Raw genomic sequence first — 21,117 nt, forward strand, 5'->3', positions numbered from 1 at the left:
CGGGCGCCGGGCGCCGTCAGTCGGTGCCTCCCCGCACCAGCGCCTCCGCCAGGACCTCCGCCATGTGACGGGCACGGCGGCCCGCAAGGTGGTCGAGTTGGGTGCGGCAGGAGAAGCCGTCCGCCAGGAGGATGGCGGTTTCGTCCGCCGCCGCGATCGCCGGGAGGAGCTGGTCCTCCGCGCAGGCGACCGAGACCTCGTAGTGGCCCGGTTCGAAGCCGAAGTTGCCCGCCAGGCCGCAGCAGCCGCCGCTCAAGTCGCCCTTCAGGCCCGCCCGTTCGCGCAGGCGGCGTTCCGCGGCGTCGCCCAGGACCGCGTGCTGGTGGCAGTGGGTCTGGCCGGCCACCGGGTGGTCCAGGCGCGGCGGGTCCCAGTCCGGGGCGAACTCCTCCAGGGCCTCGGCGAACGTGCGGACCGAGGCGGCGAGGCGGGCCGCCCTGGGGTCGTCCCGTAGGAGCTCCGGCAGGTCCGTCTTCAGCGTCGCCGCGCACGAGGGCTCCAGGACCACCACCGGATGTTCCGGCGCCGTGTCCAGTACGTCCAGCGTCCCGCGCATCACCTTCCGCGCCCGGTCCAGCTGCCCCGTCGACACGTACGTGAGCCCGCAGCACACCCGGCCCGGCGGCAGCCCCACCCGTACCCCCGCCGCCTCCAGGACCCGTACCGCGGACCGGCCCACCCCCGGCGCCAGATGGTTGGTGAAGGTGTCCGGCCACAGCCACACGTCCGACGCCGTCTCAAGCCGCGTACCGAACCACGACACGAACGTCCGCGACGCGACGCGCGGCAGGTCCCGCTCCGGAGTCACGCCGGCGAAGCGGGACGGAAGCATCCGCGCCAGGTTCAGCGCCGGTCCGAACAGCCGCAGCCACTCCGGCAGCCGCCCCATCGTCACGTGCGACCACGGCCGCCGCCGGCCCGCGTAGTACCGGTCCAGGAACTCCGCCTTGTACGCGGCCATGTCCACGCCCACCGGGCAGTCGCTCCGGCACCCCTTGCACGACAGGCACAGGTCGAGCGCCTCCCGGACCTCCTCCGAGCGCCAGCCGTCCGTGATCACCTCACCGAGCGCCATCTCGTGCAGCAGCCGCGCCCGCCCCCGCGTCGAGTGCTGCTCCTCCCCCGTCGCCCGGTACGAGGGACACATCACCCCCGGCCCCGACGTCGGCCCCTCCTCCCGGCACTTGGCCACCCCCACACAGCGGGCCACCTCCCGCGCCTCCACCGGCAGCCCCTCGAACCGCAGCCCCTCGTCCAGCCGCCTCGGCCGCACCAGCATCCCCGGGTTCAGGCCCCCCTCCGGGTCCCACAGGTCCTTCACCTCGCCGAACAGCGCCACCAGCTCGGAGCCGTACATCCTCGGCAGCAGCTCCGCCCGCGCCTGCCCGTCCCCGTGCTCCCCCGACAACGAGCCGCCGTGCGCCACCACCAAGCCCGCCACCGCCTCCGAGAACTCCCGGAACCGGCCCACCCCCGCCTCCGAGTAGAGGTCGAAGTCGATACGGACGTGCACGCAGCCGTCGCCGAAATGCCCGTACGGCGTCCCCCGCAGCCCGTACTCCGCCAGCAGGGCACGGAACGCGCGCAGGTACGAACCCAGCCGCGCCGGCGGCACCGCGCAGTCCTCCCACCCCGGCCACGCCTCGCCCCCGTCGGCCACCCGCGTCGCCGTCCCCGCCGCGTCCTCCCTGATCCGCCACAGCGCCCGTTGCCCGGCCGCCTCCGAGACCACGACGGAGTCCAGCGCGTCCGCCGCCCCGACCAGCTCCCGCGCCGCCGCGAGACCGTCCACCTCCACGAACAGCCAGGCGCCCCCGCGAGGCAGCACCGAAGCCCCCCGCACCAGGTCCGCCGCCATCCCCTCCACCGTCAGCGGGCCGTACGGAAGCAGCCCCGCCGCCGCGTCGGCCGCCGCGCTCTCGTCCGCGTACCCGAGGACCACCAGGACCGGCGCGGCCGGCAGCGGCACCAGCCGTACCGTCGCCTCCGTCACCACCCCCAGCGTCCCCTCGCTCCCGCACAGCAGCCGGGCCACGTCCCCGCCACGCTCCGGCAGCAGCGCGTCCAGGGCGTACCCGGAGATCCGGCGCGGCAGCCCCGGCGGGTACCCGGTCCGCAGCAGCGCCAGGTTCCGGTCCACCAGCTCCCGCAGCCCCGCCGGCGCCCCCTGCCAGTCCCGCCCGAGGCGCAGCCCGGAACCTCCGTACGTACGGACATCGAGCGCGAGCACGTTGTCGGCGGTCGTCCCCCAGGCCACCGAGTGCGCGCCGCACGCGTTGTTGCCGATCATCCCGCCGAGCGTGCAGCGGCTGTGCGTGGACGGATCGGGGCCGAAAGTCAGCCCGTACGGGCGTACCGCGTCCCGCAACCTGTCCAGGACGACCCCTGGCTGGACGACGGCCGTCCGCGCCTCGTGGTCGACGGACACGACCGACCGCATGTGGCGGGTGAGGTCGAGCACGACGCCCGTGCCGGTCGCCTGGCCCGCGATCGACGTGCCGCCGCCCCGCGCGACGACCGGCACCCCGTGCGTACGGCAGACGGACAGCGCCGCCGCCACGTCGTCGGCGTCCCGGGGCGCGACGACACCCAACGGCACGCGGCGGTAGTTGGACGCGTCCATCGTCGCCAGGGCTCTCGCCTTGGTACCGAAGTCGACGTCGCCCGCCACGGCCGCGCGCAGCGCCGCCTCCAGCTCGGTCCGCTCCTGGTGCCGCCCGTGGTGCCCGTGGTGCCCGTGGTGCCCGTGATCGTCCCCGTGGTGTTTTCGCACGAGGTCAGGATGTCTCACCCGTCGTCTCATCCGGCGGACATCGTCGGCCGTGTGCGTTCCGACCCGATACGCTCCGCCTCGTGGCTGAGATCCAGATTCCCGCTGACATCAAGCCCGCCGACGGCCGTTTCGGCGCGGGCCCCTCCAAGGTGCGTACGGAGGCGCTGGACGCCCTGGCCGCCACCGGCACCTCCCTCCTCGGCACGTCCCACCGCCAGGCTCCGGTCAAGAACCTGGTCGGCGAGGTACGTGCCGGTGTGCGTGACCTCTTCTCGCTGCCCGAGGGATACGAGGTGATCCTGGGCAACGGCGGCTCCACCGCCTTCTGGGACATCGCGACCCACGGGCTGATCGAGTCGAAGTCGCAGCACCTCACCTTCGGCGAGTTCTCCTCCAAGTTCGCGAAGGCCGCGAAGCTGGCCCCCTGGCTGGCCGAGCCGACCGTGATCTCCTCCGACCCGGGCACCCACCCGGAGCCGGTGGCCGAGGCTGGCGTCGACGTGTACGCGTACACGCACAACGAGACCTCCACGGGTGTCGCGGCCCCGGTCAAGCGGGTCGCGGGCGCCGACGAGGGCGCGCTGGTCCTGGTCGACGCGACCTCCGGCGCGGGCGGCCTGCCGGTCGACATCACCGAGTCGGACGTCTACTACTTCGCCCCGCAGAAGTCCTTCGCCGCCGAAGGCGGCCTGTGGCTGGCGGCGTTCTCCCCGGCCGCCCTGGAGCGCGCTCAGAGGATCCACGCGTCGGGCCGGCACATCCCGGAGTTCTTCTCCCTCCCGACGGCGATCGACAACTCGCTGAAGAACCAGACGTACAACACCCCGGCGCTCGCGACCCTCTTCCTGCTCAACGAGCAGCTGAAGTGGATCAACGGCCAGGGTGGTCTGGACTGGGCCGTGGCCCGCACGAAGGAGTCCTCGCAGGCGCTGTACGGCTGGGCCGAGGAGTCCAAGTACGCAACGCCGTTCGTGACGGACCCGGCGAAGCGCTCGCAGGTCATCGGCACGATCGACTTCGCGGACGACATCGACGCGGCCGCCGTCGCCAAGGTGCTGCGCGCCAACGGCATCGTGGACACCGAGCCGTACCGCAAGCTGGGCCGCAACCAGCTGCGGATCGCGATGTTCCCGGCGATCGACCCGGCGGACGTGCGGGCGCTGACGGCCTGCATCGACTACGTGATCGAGAAGCTCTGACCTCTGCGCATACGAAGGGCCCGGCACCGGACATGACCTCATGCCCGATGCCGGGCCCTCGTGCGTTCAGCTCTGCCGGCGGCGCAGGAGGCGCTTCGCGCCTACGACAAGGGCGGTCGCGGTGCCGAGGACGATCACGCCGAGGGTGAAGTTCCCCCGCTCTTCGGGGGTGGTCGGCGGCGTGGCCGCGTCCTTCGAGGGACCGCCGGGGGCCTTGGTCTCCTCCGACGGCCTGGCGGCCGGGAGCCGGTCCACGCGGACGACCTTGCTGTGCGCGCCCTCCGAGCCGAACATCAGCGCCGAGCCGTCCTTCGTGTACGTCACCGACTCCGCCTGCCCCTGGAACGGCGCCCCGACGCGCGTGCCGTCGTCCCCGAGGCGGCCGTCCTTCCACGCGTACTCCTCGGCGCTGAAGTAGCCGCGCAGCACGAGCCGGTCGCCGTCGGGCGAGAAGGCGCCGTCGGTCACCCACGGCACGTCGTCGATGCGCCGGAAGACGTTCGCACCGGAGGTCGAGAGCCGCTCCGGGCCCGCGTAGAGGCCACCGGTGTTCTCGTTCTTGCTGGCGATGTAGACCCGCCCGGTCTTCGGATGGACCATCAGCGCCTCGGCGTTGCGCGGCCCGTCGGCGTACTTCACGTCGTACTGCTTCGCCGTGACGGTCTGGTCCTTCAGCTGCTTGGGCTCGGGGAAACGGTAGATCCAGACGTGGTCCCAGGTGCCGTCGCGGTTGTCGCCGATGTCACCGACGTAGATGTCGCCATCGGGGCCGACGGAGATCGCCTCCATGTCGCGGGGCGTCCCGACCCCCTTCATGGTGAGCGTCGCGACGGTCTCGCCGGTACGGGAGTCGATGCCGTAGATCAGCGGCGCGTCCTGGTCGTTGTGCGTCCAGTAGACACCGGGGTGGGCGTGACTGGCGGCGAGACCGCTGGACTCGGTGATCCGGGGATCCTTGATCGTGAAGTCCTCGTCGACCCCCTCGGCGGCGAACGCGCCGGTCCCGGAGAGGAGGACGAGAGCGGCGGCCCCGGAGACACCCAGCAGTGATCGCATGCCGTCCAGCGTGCCATGGGTCCGCAAAGCGCCGCCGCCTCAGGTGCCATCGCAAAGGTCTGACCGGCAGGGCCTTCGCTTCCGGGCGAAGGCCCTCGGACGTGTTGCTGCATGAAGAGCGACGGTGCCCTCTTTAACTGCTCGACACCCGTCCCCGAGCTGAGCCAGACTCCCCCCGATGACTCAACGAACCGATACGCCCCCCGCATGGGACGAGCGCACGCAGCTGGCCACCTTCCTCGACTACGCGCGTGACACGGCGCGAGCCAAGTGTGAGGGCGTCTCCGCGGAAGACGCCCGCAGGGCGCCGCTGCCGAGTTCACCGCTGATGACGATGTGCGGGCTGATCAGCCATCTGCGGTGGGTCGAGCACTGGTGGTTCGACGTGGTGTTCCTGGGCGAGGAGCTCCAGGGGCCGCTCGCGGACGCGACCGACGACGATCCCGATCCCGAGATGCGGACGGCGGTCGATGTCCCGCTGCCTCAGCTGCTCGCCGCGTACGAGGAGCAGAGTGCCCGCTTCCGTCGCCTGGTGTCCGAGCACGACCTGAACACCACGGCCAAGCGCCCCATCAGGGACGGCCTACACGTGGACCTGCGCTGGGTGATGCTCCACCTCATCGAGGAGACGTCCCGCCACAACGGCCACCTCGACGTCATGCGCGAGCTCCTCGACGGACGGACCGGCTCCTAACCGGCCGCCATCGACGGTCCCGCCCACCACATAGGACGAGGTGGTCGGGATCACGTCGCAGGTCACGGGCGGGCTCCGGGATGATGTGGGCATGCGTTTCATGTTCGTCGGCGACAGCTGCACCATCGGACGGGCCGGCGACCACACCTGGCGCTACCGGATGTGGCAGCACCTCGAAACCTCGCTGCCCGGGCGGTACGAGATCGTCGGCCCGCGCACCGAGCTGTACGACTCCGGCGCCGACGCGCCCCTCTCGCACGACTACGCCGACCCCGCCTTTCCCGCCCCCGCCCGCCGCCATCTGGCCGGCTGGGGCGAGGGATGGCTGCACATGGCGCCGCTGATCGGCGAGACGGTGACCGCGACCGAGGCGGACGTCCTGCTGGTCTCCCTCGGCCTGATCGACCTCGGCTTCTACACCAACAGCTCCCAGACGGCCGACAACGTACGCGCCTTCGTCGCCGCGGCCCGCTCGGCGAACCCGCACGTCAGCGCCGTCGTCATGCCGGTCATCCCGAACATCCGCGCCACGTACGACGCGCCCTTCGCCGCCGAGTGCGAGCGCTTCAACGAGCTGCTCGCGAAGGCCGTCGCCGACCTGGACACGGCCGCGTCGCCGCTGCTGCTCGCGACGACACCGGAGACGTACGACCTCCAGACGGACACGTACGACGGCACGCACCCCGGACCGTCCGGAGAGCACAAACTGGCGGCCGCCTTCGCCTCGGCGATGCATCAGGCATGGGGCCTCGGCTCCCCGTACAAGGGCCGCTGACAGCTCCGGAGCGAGGCTGCCTCAGGCCGAGCGGGTCAGCCGGTTCGCCAGCGTCGACAGCGTGTACGCGCCGATTCCGAGCACCACCTCCAGGGCGTTCTGCCGGGTGTAGCCGAAGCCCAGGAAACGCTCAAGCTCCTCGTCGCTCACGGCCCCGGAGGCGGCGAGGACCTGGTGCGTGAACTGCCGTACGGCCTCCAGTCGTTCGAGGTTCTCTGCCGGGCCCAGCTTGGCCATCTTCGCCTCGTGCAGCGCGATGCAGAGGTGGCACTGGTTGCGGGTGGCGACGGTCAGGATGACGGTCTCGCGGGAGTGCGGGTCGAGCGTCGTGGACTCGAACATCGCGCTCATCTTCAGGAAGCCCTCCAGCGCGTGCGGGGACTCGGCCATGCGGGCCACGGCCTGCGGGAGGTGGCCCCAGGCGGCGGCCACGCCCTCCATGGAGCGGCGGGAGGCGGCCGGGGCGGTGTCGACCGTGTGGTCGGTGAACAAGGCGGCTCCTGGGAGAGGGGGAGAGTAGGATCGACAACATGGTTGACCATGTCGATGCGAGAAACGTAAACCAGGTTGTCGATAAGAGCAAGGGGGAATCGGCGGAATCCCCGGGATTCGAGCTGCCCCTGCTCCTCTTCGCGGGCTTCCGCACCCTCATCGACCGGCTCCACCACCAGCTCGCCCGCGAGGGCCACCCCGACCTGCGCCCCGCCCACGGCTTCGCCCTCCAGGCCATCGCCGCAGGCGGCCCCCGCGGGGCCACCGCCAGCGACATCGGCCGGCACCTCGGCGTCTCCAAGCAAGCCGCCGGCAAGACCGTCGACCGGCTCCTCGCCCTCGGCTACGCCGAGCGCGCCGACGACCCCGACGACGCCCGCCGCAAGCTCGTCCGCCTCACGCCCCACGGCCTCGACGCCCTCACCCGCTCGGCCGCGATCTTCGACGACCTGCGCGCCGAGTGGTCCGCGACCCTAGGCCCCGCGCGCGTACAGGACATCGAGACCGCCCTCCGCCAGGTCGTCCCGCCCGAGACCACGTTCCGCCTCGACGCCACGAGCTGGCTCGGCGGCGCGTGATCACCGGCCACGACCGGGTGGCCCCAACGACCGCGTACCGAAGTCCTCTTGCCTTAAGCGCGCTCCAAGGCGTTGGCTTGGGGACCATGAAGTACACGCAGCTCGGACGCACGGGACTCAAGGTCAGCCGACTCGTCCTCGGCACGATGAACTTCGGCCCGCAGACCGACGAGGCCGACAGCCACGCGATCATGGACGCCGCGCTCGACGCGGGTATCAACTTCTTCGACACCGCCAACGTCTACGGCTGGGGGGAGAACAAGGGCCGCACCGAGGAGATCATCGGCAGCTGGTTCGCCAAGGACCCCGCCAACCGGGACCGGACCGTGCTCGCCACCAAGGTGTACGGGAACATGTCCGCCGACGGCGAGTCCGTCTGGCCCAACCACGACAAGCTCTCGGCGCTCAACATCCGCCGGGCGGTCGAGGGCTCCCTCAAGCGGCTCGGCACCGACTACATCGACGTCTACCAGTTTCACCACATCGACCGCCTGACCCCCTTCGAGGAGATCTGGCAGGCGATCGACGTCCTCATCCAGCAAGGCAAGATCCTCTACGCCGGCTCCTCCAACTTCCCCGGCTACAAGATCGCCCAGGCCAACGAGATCGCCGCCCGGCGCGGCGGTGTCGGGCTCGTCAGCGAGCAGTGCCTGTACAACCTCTACGAGCGCCGCGCCGAGATGGAGGTGATCCCGGCCGCGCAGGAGTACGGACTCGGTGTCATCCCCTGGTCCCCGCTGCACGGCGGGCTCCTGGGAGGGGTGCTCAAGAAGCAGGTCGAGGGCGGGCGCCGGGCGAGCGGCCGGGCGGCCGACACCCTCGCCGACGCGTCCGTACGCGCCCGGATCCAGGGGTACGAGGACCTGCTCGACAAGCACGGCCTCGAACCCGGCGAGGCGGCCCTGGCCTGGCTGCTCACCCGGCCCGGGGTCACCGGACCGATCGTCGGGCCGCGCACCGCCGAACAGCTGGAGAGCGCGCTGCGAGCGGTCGAGCTGGAGCTCTCGGAGGAGGTACTGGCCGGACTCGACGAGCTCTTCCCGGGCCCGGGGCCGTCGCCGGAGGCGTTCGCCTGGTGAGCCTGGTAGGTCTGGTGAGCCTGGTGAGCGATGTCGCCCTGTGCTCGGCGGTTACTGGCCGAGCACCGACGACAGCGCGACGATCGCGAACATCAGTACAAGCACACCGGCCATAATCCGGTTACGGGTCTTCGGGTCCACTCATTGAGGTTAACCCGCGGGTTCCGCCGCCCCTCCCCCGCCCAGGGGCCACGCGGCGACCGTCTCGTATCGCGGCTGCTCTCCCGGGACACCCCGTCCCGGGAGGTTGCTGCGGACGAGCGCCAGCTCGGAGACCTGCCAGCGGGAGCCCTCGAAGGGCACGAGCGCGTCCACGAAGGGGCGCAGGTGCACGCCGACGCGGGACCGGGCGATCGTGAGGTGGGCGTGGTAGGCGCGGTGCTCGTCCATGGGCACGCCCGCGCGGCGGGCCGCCGCGTCGGCGCGTTCGGCGAGCAGCCGCAGCTCGTCGAGGTCCCCGGCGGCGCCCGTCCACAGCACCGTCCGCCCGAAGTGACCGCCGCCGTGGAGGCGGAGGCCGAAGGGCGGCGTGCGGTGGGCGGCGCGGGCGAGCCGCGCGTGGAGGTCGGGCAGCAGCTCCTCGTCGACCTCCCCCATGAACGCGAGCGTGAAGTGCCAGCCGGGCCGCGAGGTCCAGCGCAGCGCGCCGGCGCCGGGCAGGTGGGCGAGACGGTCGACGACGTGGGCGAGTTCGGTGAGCTGCTCCTCGGGCGGCAGCACGGCAGCGAAAAGCCTCATGGGGAGAGTCTGTCAGGGCGAGCCCGGTCGGCGGGACCTCTCCGGGGTCCCCTAGGGCGAAGCCCTAGGGGGAGGAACGAATCCCCCCGGGCGGGCGACGCCCCGGCGGCCGACCGGAGTGCCGGCCCCCGGCGTGCGACGCCGGGGGCCCCGGCGGGCTGCTACGCCGCCGTCGCCAGCCGTTCCCGCGGTACGAAGCGGACCTGCGGGTGGCCGTGGTGCCAGCCCAGGGCCATCTTCAGGCCGCCCACGCGCGCCAGGATCAGGCCGATCGCGCCCGCCGCCAGGAGGGAGACGAGGCCGCCCGTCGCGAAGCCGACCCTCGGCCCGTACGTGTCCGTGACCCAGCCGAGCAGGGGCGCGCCGATCGGGGTGCCGCCCGCGAAGACCATCATGTAGAGGCTCATGACCCGGCCCCGCATCGCCGGATCCGTCGCGAGCTGGACGGCCGAGTTGGCGGTGATGTTGACCGTGAGGCCGAACATGCCGATCGGGACCAGCAGCAGCGCGAACAGCCAGAACGACGGCGAGAGCGCCGCCGCGATCTCCAGCACACCGAAGACCACCGCCGCGCCGAGCAGCATCCGCAGCCGTGTGCTGCCGCGCCGGGCGGCGAACAGCGCGCCCGCGAGCGAGCCGGCCGCCATCAGCGTGTTCAGGAAGCCGTATGTCCCCGCGCCCACGTGGAAGATCTCCCCGGAGAACGCCGTGAGCCAGATCGGGAAGTTGAAGCCGAACGTGCCGACGAAGCCCACGAGGACGATCGGCCAGATCAGCTCCGGCCGCCCGGCCACGTACCGCAGGCCCTCCCGCAGCTGGCCCTTGCCGCGCGGCGCCCGCTCCACCTTCTGGAACTCGGCGGGGCGCATCAGCAGCAGGCCGATGAGCGGGGCGAGGAACGACAGGCCGTTGAGCAGGAACGACCAGCCGCTGCCGGCCGTCACGATCAGCAGACCGGCGACGGCCGGGCCGACGAGCCGGGCGGACTGGAAGTTCGCCGAGTTCAGCGAGACGGCGTTGCGCAGGTGCTCGGGGCCGACCATCTCGGAGACGAAGGACTGCCGGGTGGGGTTGTCGACGACGGTGACCATGCCGAGCAGGAAGGCGATCAGGTAGACGTGCCAGACCTGGACGTGGCCGGAGAGCGTCAGGACGGCGAGCGCGAGTCCGCAGAGGCCGAGGGCGGCCTGGCTGATGAGGAGGATGCGCCGCTTCGGGTAGCGGTCGGCGATGACACCGCCGTAGAGGCCGAACAGCAGCATCGGGAGGAACTGCAGCGCTGTGGTGATGCCGACCGCGGCGGCGGAGCCGGTGAGGCTCAGGACCAGCCAGTCCTGGGTGATACGGGCCATCCAGGTGCCGGTGTTGGAGACGATCGCTCCGGTGAAGAACAGCCGGTAGTTGCGTATGCGGAGCGAGGAGAAGGTTTCCCTCCGCCCGCGGGTGTAGGTGTCGGGTTGATGGACGGGTGCGGAGTCTGCTCCGGGTCCCGTACTCAAAGTGCGTCGCCTCCTCGGCTCGTTCGACTAGAGGTGTGCGAGCTTCTCCAGGACGGGGGCGGCTGCGCGCAGCTTGGCCCATTCGTCCTCGTCCAGACCCTCGGCGAGGGAGGCCAGCCAGGCGTTCCGCTTGCGGCGGGACTCTTCCAGCATGGCCTCGGCCTGCTCGGTCTGGCTGACGACCTTCTGCCGGCGGTCGTCGGGATGCGGCTCCAGCCGGACCAGTCCCTTGGCTTCGAGCAGCGCGACGATGCGGGTCATCGACGGCGGCTGGACGTGCTCCTTGCGGGCCAGCTCGCCGGGCGTGGCGGAGCCGCAGAGCGCCAGTGTGCCGAGGACCGACATCTCGGTCGGGCTGAGCGACTCGTCGACGCGCTGGTGCTTGAGGCGTCGGCTCAGTCGCATGACGGCGGAGCGGAGCGCGTTCACGGCGGCGGCGTCGGCGGCGGTGCCGTGGGACAGGTCAGGCATAGTCCTTAGCGTAACTCATTAGATGGGCTAAATACACTCGGAATGTGGGCGACCGAATCTGTCACCCAAACGAGTGAGATGGATCCGGAAAGTGACGCACCGGGCCCGGCGATGCCGCGACTCTGACTGGCATGGGATCGACCGTGCTCAGCCTGCGCATCGACGGTGAGCTGCTCGACCGTCTCAAGGGACACGCCGCCAAACGCGGAATGAGCGTCCAGGACTACGTGGTCCGGACGCTCATCCGCGATGACTTCGACGAACGGTTCAAGACCGCCGTCGACGAGACAGAGAAGTTCTACGGGCTGACGAAGCCCGTTACGTGATCACGTGAGGCCGAGCGCCGGCATCGCGTAATAGAAGACGAACACCGCCGACACGACGTACATGGCCGCCGGGACCTCCCGGCCCCGGCCGGCCGCCAGACGCAGCACGCTGAAGGCGATGAAGCCGATGCCGATGCCGTTCGTGATCGAGTACGTGAACGGCATCATCACCATCGCCAGGAACGCCGGCACCGCGATGGTGAAGTCGCTCCAGTCGATCTCCTTGATCGAACCGGCCAGGATCAGGAAGCCGACCGCGAGCAGCGCGGGCGTCGCCGCCTGGGACGGGACCATCGTCGCGAGCGGCGTGAGGAACAGCGCCACCGAGAACAGACCGCCGGTGACCACCGAGGCGAGGCCGGTACGGGCTCCCTCGCCGACGCCCGCCGTGGACTCCACGAAGCACGTGGTGGCGGAGGACGAGGTCGCGCCACCCGAGGCGACGGCCAGGCCGTCCACAAGCAGGACCTTGTTGATGCTTGGGAGGTTGCCGTCCTTGTCCATCAGCTTCGCCTCGTCGCCGACGCCGAGGATGGTGCCCATCGCGTCGAAGAAGCAGGACAGCAGCACGGTGAAGACGAAGAGGACGCCGGTCAGCATCCCGACCTTCTCGAAGCCGCCGAACAGGCTCACCTCGCCGACCAGGCCGAAGTCGGGCGAGGCCACCGGGTTGCCGGGCCAGGTCGGGGTGGTCAGACCCCAGGACGGGACCTCCGCCACGGCGTTGATCACCATCGCGACGATCGTCATCACGACGATGGAGATGAGGATGGCGCCCGGCACCTTGCGGATGATCAGCGCGAGGGTGAGCAGCGTGCCCAGGACGAAGACCAGGACCGGCCAGCCGGCGAGGTGCCCGTCGGCGCCGAGCTGGAGCGGGACGGTGGTGTGCGCGGCGTCGGGGATACGGGAGACGAAGCCCGAGTCGACAAGGCCGATGAGCATGATGAACAGGCCGATGCCGATCGCGATGCCCTTGCGCAGACCGACCGGGACCGCGTTCATCACGCGCTCGCGCAGCCCCGTCGCCACGAGCAGCATCACGACGATGCCGGCGAGGACGACCATGCCCATGGCGTCCGGCCAGGACATCCTGGGCGCGAGCTGGAGCGCGACGACGGTGTTGACGCCGAGGCCGGCGGCGAGGGCGATCGGGACGTTGCCGATGACTCCCATGAGGAGCGTCGTGAAGGCCGCGGTGAGCACGGTCGCGGTGACCAGCTGGCCGCTGTCGAGCTGGTGCCCGTACATGTCCTTGGCGCTGCCGAGGATGATCGGGTTCAGCACGATGATGTAGGCCATCGCGAAGAAGGTGGCGAAACCGCCGCGGACCTCGCGGGCGACGGTGGAGCCGCGCTCGGAGATCTTGAAGAAGCGGTCGAGTCCGGAGACGGGTGCGTCGGGAGTCTCGGGAGTCTCGGGAGTCTCGGGAGTCTCCGGGGGCATGGCCTTGGCGGGGGCCGTGGTGCTCATGGGGTGGTTCCTCTTCGGGCGTTCTCGGGCGTCCAATTTGGCGGTTCATACGAGACAAACCCGCCAGAGGCAAACCGTTTCAGTATGAACACATGAGCGAGCGAGCATCCATCTCCGCGCGTAGATGTCATTTCCCGGCGCCTAGACTGACCGCATGGCGAAGTGGACCCCCAAGCACGAGGCACCCGAGCCCCTGGAGGGGCCCGTCGTCGCCACCATCACCGGCGGCACGATCCTCTGGTTCGTACTCTTCCTCGTGCAGGTCCCCTTCTACGGCTGGTACGACGACCGGGACGCCACGTGGTGGATCTGGACGTGTCTGGCCGGGGCCGGCCTCGGCCTGATCGGCATCTGGTACGTACGGAAGCGCGAGGCGGCGATCAAGCGCGACGCGGCGATCAAGCGCGCGGAGGCGGCCAAGTCCGACGCCCCGCAGACCCCGCCCGCTCCGTAGTACTCCAGGCCCATTTCGGTCCTCCGCGGTCCTCCCACGGTTTGATGTTCACGCTCCTCGGCGGGTGAACGGCCGCCTCCGGTCGTAACGTCGAAAACATGACTCAGCGGGCGAAGATCGACACGGACGGCAGTGAGAACGCGCCGGACGAACCCCCCGTCGTCCACCGTGTCGCCGGTCTGACCTCCGCGGAGGTCGCCGAACGCGTCGCCCGCGGCGAGGTCAACGACGTACCCGTCCGCAGCTCCCGCTCCACCGTCGACATCGTCCGGGGCAACGTCTTCACCCGCTTCAACGCGATCATCGGCGTGCTCTGGGTGATCATGCTCTTCGTCGCGCCGATCCAGGACAGCCTCTTCGGCTTCGTCATCATCGCCAACACCGGCATCGGCATCGTCCAGGAGCTGCGCGCCAAGAAGACCCTCGACGGACTCGCCGTCATCGGCGAGGCGAAACCGAGGGTTCGGAGGGACGGGATCTCCGCGGAGGTCTCCACCTCCGCGATCGTCCTCGGGGACCTGATCGTGCTCGGCCCCGGCGACAAGGTCGTCGTCGACGGCGAGGTGGCGGAGGCCGACAGCCTGGAGATCGACGAGTCGCTGCTGACCGGCGAGGCCGACCCGGTGGTGAAGAAGCCCGGCGACCGGATGATGTCCGGCTCGTTCGTGGTCGCGGGCGGCGGCGCGTTCACCGCCACCAAGGTCGGGCGCGAGGCGTACGCCGCCCAGCTCGCCGAGGAGGCCTCCCGCTTCACCCTCGTCCACTCCGAACTGCGCACCGGCATCTCCACGATCCTCAAGTACGTGACGTGGATGATGGTCCCGACCGCGATCGGGCTCATCATCAGCCAGCTCGTCGTCAAGGACACCAACTTCAAGGACTCCATCGCCCGGACCGTCGGCGGCATCGTCCCGATGATCCCCGAGGGCCTGGTCCTGCTCACCTCCGTCGCCTTCGCGATCGGCGTGATCCGCCTCGGCCGCAAGCAGTGCCTCGTGCAGGAGCTGCCGGCCATCGAGGGCCTGGCGCGCGTCGACGTGGTCTGCCTCGACAAGACGGGCACGCTGACCGAGGGCGGCATGGACGTCACCGAGCTGCGGCCGCTCAACGGCAGCGACGAGACGTACGTACGGAAGGTCCTCGGCGCCCTCGGCGAGTCCGACCCGCGCCCCAACGCCTCCCTCCAGGCCATCATCGACGCCTACCCCGACGCCGAGGAGTGGCGCTGCACCGAGTCGCTGCCCTTCTCCTCCGCCCGCAAGTACAGCGGCGCCGCCTTCAGCGAGGGCGACGGGGACTCGTCGTCCTGGCTGCTCGGCGCGCCCGACGTGCTGCTGGCGTCCGGCGATCCGACCCTCGCCGAGATCGACCACCTCAACGAGCAGGGGCTCCGCGTCCTGCTCCTGGCCCGCACCACCCGCGAGCTGGACTCCCCCGACGTCGCCCACGAGGCGCTGCCCACCGCCCTCGTCGTCCTCGAACAGCGGCTGCGGCCCGACGCCGCCGACACCCTCGGCTACTTCGCCGACCAGAATGTCGCCGCGAAGGTCCTCTCCGGCGACAACGCGGTGTCCGTCGGGGCGGTCGCGGGGAAACTCGGCCTGCCCGGCGCCGAGAACACCGTCGACGCCCGCCGTCTGCCCACCGAGCGGGCCGCGATGGCCGACGAACTCGACCGCAACGCGGTCTTCGGCCGGGTCACCCCGCAGCAGAAGCGGGACATGGTCGGCGCGCTCCAGTCCCACGGCCACACGGTCGCCATGACGGGTGACGGCGTCAACGACGTCCTGGCCCTCAAGGACGCGGACATCGGCGTCTCCATGGGCTCGGGCTCGGAGGCGACGAGGGCCGTAGCCCAGATCGTCCTGCTCAACAACTCCTTCGCGACCCTGCCGTCGGTTGTCGCCGAGGGCCGCCGGGTGATCGGCAACATCACCCGGGTCGCGACCCTGTTCCTGACGAAGACGGTCTACTCGGTGCTGCTCGCCATCCTGGTGGTCTGCTCCCAGGTCGAGTACCCCTTCCTGCCCCGGCACCTGACCCTGCTGTCCACCCTCACCATCGGCGTCCCGGCCTTCTTCCTCGCGCTCGCCCCCAACAAGGAGCGCGCGAAGCCGCACTTCGTGAGGCGGGTGATGCGGTACGCGATCCCGGGCGGCATCATCGCGGCGGCGGCCACCTTCGCGACGTACCTCGTGGCCCGCGCGTACTACAGCGGCACGGGCGCCCTGGACGCCGAGACGAGCGCCGCCACGCTGACCCTCTTCCTGGTCTCCCTGTGGGTCCTGGCGATCATCGCCCGCCCCTACACCTGGTGGCGCCTCGCCCTGGTCGCGGCCATGGCCGGCGCGTTCCTCCTCGTCCTGGTCGTGCCGTGGCTCCAGGACTTCTTCGCCCTGAAGCTGGTGGGCGTGACGATGCCCTGGACGGCGGTCGCGATCGCGGCGGCGGGGGCGGGGCTCCTTGAGCTGGCGTGGCGGTGGGTGGACCACAGGTTCCCGGCCTGATCAGCCCCGCCTGACCCAGCCCTTCTCGTATGCATGCCAACCCAATTGCAGGCGGGTCGTGACCCTCGCGAGTTTCATCAGCCCCTTGACCCGCCGCTGTACGGTGCTCGGTCCCAGCTCCAGCTGTTTGGCGACGCTCGCGTCGGTCATTCCGGCCAGCAGCAGGGAGAGGATCTGCAGGTCGGTGGTGTCGGGTCCTGGCTGCTGTGCCTCGACGACCTCCTCGCCCTCGCCGAGCCGCAGCGGCAGTGCGTCCCGCCACACGGCCTCGAACAGGCCCGTCAGTGACTCCAACAGCCCGCTCGCATGGACCACCAGGGCCGCGGGCTCGGCGCCCCGCGCGCTGAGCGGCGCCATCGCCACGGTGCGATCCGCGACGACCAGCTTGGTCGGCACGCGATCGACAACCCTGACCTGTTCATCGCGTCCCAGTGCCGCGGTGAGCTCGGTGAACACGCCGGGCAACGACAGCGCCTCGCGCTCCAGCACCGCGCGGTAGGCGACCCCTCGGTTCGCCACCCGCTCCTCGGCCGAGTTGCCCACGGGGGTGACGGCGACGGGTTTCCCGGTGACCAGGACACAGACCTCGTGGGTCGCCCCCAGCTGGAGCTGGAGGAAACGGTGCGAGACGGCGCTCGCGCCGGTCACCACCTCCACCAGGTCGTGCACCGCGGGCTCCGCGGCTTCCGCCCGGTACTCCTCCGCCAGCAGCGCCGCGGCCAGTTCGGCCTGCTCCAGCTCATGCCGCTGACGGGTGAGCAGCGCGCCCAGCGCGACCTCTGGCGGGGGCGCCGTCCAGCGTCCCGCACGTGCCGAGGAGCGGGCGGCGAGGCCCTGCCGTTCGAGCCGGCGCAGCGCACCCTCCGCAGCGGTCTCGGTGAGCGACAGCCGGTGCGCGAGGCCGGGGACGTCGGCGGACCCGAGCGTGACCAGCACGCGGTACGCCAACTCCTGTATCTCGTCGAGGCCTATTGCTCCCAGCACCATCCCTGACCCTTCCGGAGGCAATGCTTCCACGGCACCGTGGCGGGAAACATTCATGGCGCTTTCCCGCCTCGGCGCATCATTCCCGCGCCACCCGCCTCTTTGACAATGTGTCGCCACCGCAGCACGACAATCAAGGGAGAGCGATGCGCCCGATATCGCGTACGGCCCTGGGGGCGGCGACCGCCACCGTCCTGGCCGTCACCGCGCTCGCGCCGTCCGTGGCCGCCCGGCCCCAGGACGACGCATCCGGCACGAGACCACTCGTCGGCAGTGAGACCGCCGATCGGCAGGCGGGCAAGCCCGTCACGGTCACCTTGGTCACCGGCGACAAGGTGCTGGTGAGCACCGACGGCTCCGGCCGCAGCGCGGCCACCGCGCTGCCGCGTGAGGACGGGAGCGTGCCGCTGCTGGAGACCCGTCAGACGGGCGAGGACCTGTACGTCTATCCCGAGGGCGCCGCCGCGGCGCTCGCCGCCGGCAAGGCCGACGAGGAACTCTTCAACGTCACCGGACTGATCCGGCAGGGATACGACGACGCGCACACGGCGGCCCTCCCGCTGATCGCTGTCTACGACTCCTCCGTCGACGTCGCCCGCACCGTGCCCGCCACCCCGCGCGGCGCCGCACGCGGCCCGGTGCTGAAGGCGGCCCGCGGTGTCGCCCTGAAGGCCGACAAGAAGCACAGCGCGGTCTTCTGGGCGGACATCACCTCTCCCCGCTCGCGCTCCGGCTCCGACCTGAAGAAGCTCTGGCTGGACCGCAAGGTCGAGGCCACCCTCGAAAGGTCCACGAAGCAGGTCGGCGCCGACCTCGCCTGGGCCGCCGGATACGATGGCAAGGGCACCAGGGTCGCTGTCCTTGACACCGGCGCGGACGGCGAACACCCCGACCTGAAGGGCCGGATCGTCGCCTCCGAGAACTTCACCAACTCCTCCACCGACGGCGACCGACAGGGCCACGGCACCCACACCATCTCCACCGTGGGCGGCACGGGAGCGGCGAGCGGCGGTAAGAAGAAGGGCGTCGCGCCTGGCGCCGAGCTGCTCAACGGCAAGGTGCTGAACGACTACGGCTCCGGTGCCACCTCCTGGATCATCGCCGGGATGCAGTGGGCCGTCGACAACGAGGCCGATGTCGTCTCCATGAGCCTCGGCAACCCCGCGCCCACCGACTGCACCGACCCGATGAGCACCGCCGCCGAACAACTCGCCCGGTCCAACGACACGTTGTTCGTCATCGCCGCCGGAAACTCCGGCCGGAGGCTCAACAGCGTCTCCTCCCCGGGCTGTGCCCCCAGTGTGCTCACCGTCGGCGCCGTCGACCGCGACGACTCCACGGCGTACTTCTCCAGCCCCGGCCCGGTCCGTGTCACGCACACGCTCAAGCCCGAGATCGCCGCCCCTGGCGTCGGCATCTCGGCCGCCGCAGCCGGTGGGCGCGGGGTGTACGCGTACCGGTCCATGTCGGGTACGTCCATGGCCACCCCACACGTCGCGGGCGCCGCCGCCGTCGTCAAGCAGCGCCACCCCGACTGGACCGCGCAGCAGATCAAGGCCGCACTCGTCTCCTCCGCGAAGGCATCCATACCCGGCGACGTCCGTGAGACCGGCGGCGGCCGCCTCGACGTCGAGGCGGCGATGGACGCCGAGGTCATCGGCGCCCCGGCCGTCCAGGGCGGCACCTTCAACTGGCCGCAGAGCAGCGGAGACCGCACCACCGTCGACGTCCCCTACACCAACACCACCGACCGGCCCGTGGAGCTGGACCTCGCCGTCCAGCGCGTGACCGGCAACGACGGTACGGTCGTACGATCGCCGATCGCCAGGCTCGGTGAGGACAGCGTCACCGTCCCGGCCGGAGCCACCGTCAAGGTCCCGCTAGCCCTCGACCCGGCCGCGCACCTGGAGCCCGGCCAGTACGGCGACATCACCGGCCGGGTGCTGGCCACCGCCGACGGCGTCAGCGTCTCCACTCCGTTCTCCCTGTACGTCCAGCCCGAGACCGTCACCCTGCGGGTCGAGCTCGTCGACCGCCTCGGCAAGCCGGCCGCAGGATCGTCCTCGCTCGACATCGTCAGCACCGACACCTCCACCGGCGAGCGCCGCTTCAACGGGGGCGCCCCGGTCCAGGAGTACCGGCTGCGACCCGGCAGCTACTTCGTGTCCGGCTTCGTCGCCACCCCCGACGCGGGTGAGGGCACGAAGCTGGCCGACTCCGTCACCTACCTGGGCCGTCCGCAGCTGAAGCTGCAGAAGGACACCACCGTCGTCCTGGATGCCCGCGACGCCCACCGGTTGCAGATCCGGACCGAACGCCCCAGCGAAGTGCGCTCCGCCACCCTTGCCTTCGACCGCTCCTGGGACGACACCTGGCAGCACACCGGCACCCTCACCGGCGGCCGCACGATCCGCGGTTACTACGCCTCCGTCGAGGGCGAGGCCACCGACGGTGACTTCGAGTTCGGCAGCTACTGGCGCGCCGCAACCCCGCTGATCTCCGAGCTCGCCGTCGTCGGCGGTGAGGCCCTCCACCCGTTCGTCGCCTCCACCGGTTCGGTCAACCTCGACGGCACGGGCGAGGCGCAACTGGTCGACGCGAAGACCGGCACGCCGGGAGAGCTCGCGGCCGCCGGAGTCCAGGGGAAGATCGCCCTGGTCCGCATCGCCGACAACCAGACGTTCGTCCTCCAGCAGGCCCGCAACGCCAAGGCCGCGGGTGCCAAGGCAGTTCTCGCGTACCACTCCGCCCCCGGGCGCTGGCAGCCGTTGGCCGGCATGGGCAGCGGTGAACTGCCGGTGCTCGCCGTCGAGTCCGCCGAGGCGGCCGTACTGCTGGACCGGCTGGCCGGCGGCGAGGTAACCCTCCGCTGGAAGGCCACCGCGAAGGCGCCGTACACCTACAGCCTCGCCTTCCCCCGGGGCGGCGGGATCGACGAGGAGCTGACGTACCACGTCGACGACGAACGGCTCGGCCGCACGGAGACGACCTACCACGCCATGGGCGTCGCCACCGACTTCCTCGACTTCGTCGGCGCCTCCCGGACGACCGGGACGTGGGTGTTCCTCGGCTTCGACACCGTCCCCGTGCCCGGCACCCGCACCGAGTTCTTCACTCCCGGTGACACGTCCTGGCAACACGCCGTCTCCAGCAGCTTCCCCTGGGGCGAGGCCATGATCGGCCGGACGCGTTCGTACCAGGCTGGTGAGCAGCACACGGAGCACTGGTACGACGGAGTGATCACCCCGGTCGCCCCGCGCGGCGCCGACGGAAAGCCCCTCCTCACCGCCGAGCGCCAGGGCGACCTGATCGGCTTCGCCGCCGCGATGTGGGGCGACAACACCCACCACGCCGTGGACGGTTCCTTCGGCGACATCGGCAATCTGCGGCTGCGCCGCAACGGCGAGGTGATCGGCTCGAGCCCCTACCCCTTCGGGGTCTTCGAGGTCCCGGCCGAGGAGACGGCGTACGAACTCGAACAGAACACCGAGAAAATCGGGTTCCCGGCCAAGGTCTGGCAGCGGTCCACCAGCATCAAGACGGTCTGGAAGTTCCGCTCCGCGCTCGACGAGAACGTCTACTCGCAGAGCATCCCGATCATTTTCACCCGCTATGGACTGCCCGAGGACGGCAACAAGACCCTCGCCGCGGGGGACGGCCAGAAGATCACCCTGACCGCCACCGGCCACGCCGGCTACACCCCGGCCGCCCTGACCGAAGCCAAGCTGTCGTACTCGTACGACGGAGGCGCGACCTGGACCGAGGCCCCGGTCGCCCAGCACGACGGCACCTGGAGCGCCACCGTGGACCACGCGGGCGCCTCCGGCAAGCAGGTCACGCTCAGGTCCGAACTGACGGACGCGAACGGCAACTCCGTCACCCAGACCGTGGTCCGCGCCTACGACGTGCGCTGACCACGAACTGCCCCCGCCCGGTCGTCCTGCTTGTGAGGGAAGGGACGCCCGGCGGGGGCCGCGACCGTGAGCACGGCCTGGGCATCGGCCCCCGGCCCCGGCACG

General features: G+C 70.9%; 17 protein-coding genes. 9 read left to right on the forward strand and 8 right to left on the reverse strand.

The window, feature by feature from the left end; all coding sequences use genetic code 11:
* Positions 1–16: 16 nt before the first annotated feature.
* On the reverse strand, positions 17–2,803 hold the full coding sequence (locus tag ACZ4VI_RS05195; RefSeq protein WP_467996752.1) for an FAD-binding and (Fe-S)-binding domain-containing protein: 2,787 nt from the start codon (positions 2,801–2,803) through the stop codon (positions 17–19).
* A 50-nt stretch (positions 2,804–2,853) separates the two neighbouring features.
* Between ACZ4VI_RS05195 and serC the strand changes: the two genes are divergently transcribed.
* Positions 2,854–3,972 (forward strand): phosphoserine transaminase, encoded by a 1,119-nt coding sequence (gene serC, locus ACZ4VI_RS05200; protein WP_467996753.1) that lies wholly within the window; start codon positions 2,854–2,856, stop codon positions 3,970–3,972.
* Between the two features lie 66 nt (positions 3,973–4,038).
* Here the strand turns inward: serC and ACZ4VI_RS05205 are convergent, their stop codons facing one another.
* Positions 4,039–5,028: a WD40 repeat domain-containing protein gene (locus tag ACZ4VI_RS05205; RefSeq protein WP_467996755.1), complete on the reverse strand. Its 990-nt coding sequence runs from the start codon at positions 5,026–5,028 to the stop codon at positions 4,039–4,041.
* Positions 5,029–5,206: 178 nt separating this feature from the next.
* Here ACZ4VI_RS05205 and ACZ4VI_RS05210 point away from each other — a divergent pair, with 178 nt between their 5' ends.
* Both ACZ4VI_RS05210 and ACZ4VI_RS05215 read left to right on the forward strand, forming a co-directional pair.
* Positions 5,207–5,722, forward strand: coding sequence for a DinB family protein (locus tag ACZ4VI_RS05210; protein ID WP_467996757.1), 516 nt, complete (start codon positions 5,207–5,209; stop codon positions 5,720–5,722).
* A 91-nt stretch (positions 5,723–5,813) separates the two neighbouring features.
* Positions 5,814–6,497: a GDSL-type esterase/lipase family protein gene (locus ACZ4VI_RS05215; protein WP_467996759.1), complete on the forward strand. Its 684-nt coding sequence runs from the start codon at positions 5,814–5,816 to the stop codon at positions 6,495–6,497.
* Positions 6,498–6,518: 21 nt separating this feature from the next.
* On the opposite strand, the gene ACZ4VI_RS05220 is transcribed toward ACZ4VI_RS05215, so the two are convergent.
* The gene (locus ACZ4VI_RS05220; RefSeq protein WP_467996761.1) at positions 6,519–6,989 is read right to left on the reverse strand and encodes a carboxymuconolactone decarboxylase family protein; all 471 of its coding nucleotides are present in this window, start codon (positions 6,987–6,989) and stop codon (positions 6,519–6,521) included.
* A gap of 38 nt (positions 6,990–7,027) precedes the next feature.
* Here ACZ4VI_RS05220 and ACZ4VI_RS05225 point away from each other — a divergent pair, with 38 nt between their 5' ends.
* Positions 7,028–7,567, forward strand: a complete 540-nt coding sequence (locus ACZ4VI_RS05225; RefSeq protein ID WP_467996763.1) for a MarR family winged helix-turn-helix transcriptional regulator — start codon at positions 7,028–7,030, stop codon at positions 7,565–7,567.
* Positions 7,568–7,653: 86 nt separating this feature from the next.
* Complete coding sequence (locus ACZ4VI_RS05230; RefSeq protein ID WP_467996765.1) at positions 7,654–8,646, forward strand: aldo/keto reductase; 993 nt, start codon at positions 7,654–7,656, stop codon at positions 8,644–8,646.
* A 150-nt stretch (positions 8,647–8,796) separates the two neighbouring features.
* Here the strand turns inward: ACZ4VI_RS05230 and thpR are convergent, their stop codons facing one another.
* From thpR to ACZ4VI_RS05245, 3 genes are all read right to left on the reverse strand, one after another.
* Entirely contained in the window at positions 8,797–9,384 is a 588-nt protein-coding gene (thpR, locus tag ACZ4VI_RS05235) for an RNA 2',3'-cyclic phosphodiesterase (RefSeq protein WP_467996767.1), read from the reverse strand.
* A gap of 161 nt (positions 9,385–9,545) precedes the next feature.
* The gene (locus ACZ4VI_RS05240; RefSeq protein ID WP_467996769.1) at positions 9,546–10,883 is read right to left on the reverse strand and encodes an MFS transporter; all 1,338 of its coding nucleotides are present in this window, start codon (positions 10,881–10,883) and stop codon (positions 9,546–9,548) included.
* A 27-nt stretch (positions 10,884–10,910) separates the two neighbouring features.
* Positions 10,911–11,354 (reverse strand): MarR family winged helix-turn-helix transcriptional regulator, encoded by a 444-nt coding sequence (locus ACZ4VI_RS05245; protein WP_467996771.1) that lies wholly within the window; start codon positions 11,352–11,354, stop codon positions 10,911–10,913.
* A gap of 131 nt (positions 11,355–11,485) precedes the next feature.
* On the opposite strand from ACZ4VI_RS05245, the gene ACZ4VI_RS05250 reads away from it, so the two are divergent.
* The gene (locus tag ACZ4VI_RS05250; RefSeq protein ID WP_467996773.1) at positions 11,486–11,680 is read left to right on the forward strand and encodes a ribbon-helix-helix protein, CopG family; all 195 of its coding nucleotides are present in this window, start codon (positions 11,486–11,488) and stop codon (positions 11,678–11,680) included.
* On the opposite strand, the gene ACZ4VI_RS05255 is transcribed toward ACZ4VI_RS05250, so the two are convergent.
* On the reverse strand, positions 11,681–13,126 hold the full coding sequence (locus ACZ4VI_RS05255; protein WP_467997268.1) for an NCS2 family permease: 1,446 nt from the start codon (positions 13,124–13,126) through the stop codon (positions 11,681–11,683).
* A 181-nt stretch (positions 13,127–13,307) separates the two neighbouring features.
* On the opposite strand from ACZ4VI_RS05255, the gene ACZ4VI_RS05260 reads away from it, so the two are divergent.
* Together ACZ4VI_RS05260 and ACZ4VI_RS05265 are read left to right on the forward strand one after the other, a co-directional pair.
* Positions 13,308–13,607 (forward strand): DUF2530 domain-containing protein, encoded by a 300-nt coding sequence (locus ACZ4VI_RS05260; protein WP_467996775.1) that lies wholly within the window; start codon positions 13,308–13,310, stop codon positions 13,605–13,607.
* 98 nt (positions 13,608–13,705) lie between these two features.
* Positions 13,706–16,114, forward strand: a complete 2,409-nt coding sequence (locus ACZ4VI_RS05265) for an HAD-IC family P-type ATPase (protein WP_467996776.1) — start codon at positions 13,706–13,708, stop codon at positions 16,112–16,114.
* On the opposite strand, the gene ACZ4VI_RS05270 is transcribed toward ACZ4VI_RS05265, so the two are convergent.
* Positions 16,115–17,098: a helix-turn-helix transcriptional regulator gene (locus ACZ4VI_RS05270; RefSeq protein WP_467997270.1), complete on the reverse strand. Its 984-nt coding sequence runs from the start codon at positions 17,096–17,098 to the stop codon at positions 16,115–16,117.
* 146 nt (positions 17,099–17,244) lie between these two features.
* Here ACZ4VI_RS05270 and ACZ4VI_RS05275 point away from each other — a divergent pair, with 146 nt between their 5' ends.
* Complete coding sequence (locus ACZ4VI_RS05275) at positions 17,245–21,012, forward strand: S8 family peptidase (RefSeq protein ID WP_467996778.1); 3,768 nt, start codon at positions 17,245–17,247, stop codon at positions 21,010–21,012.
* Positions 21,013–21,117 lie beyond the last annotated feature (105 nt).

The sequence above is a fragment of the Streptomyces sp. NPDC029169 genome, from assembly GCF_055563935.1.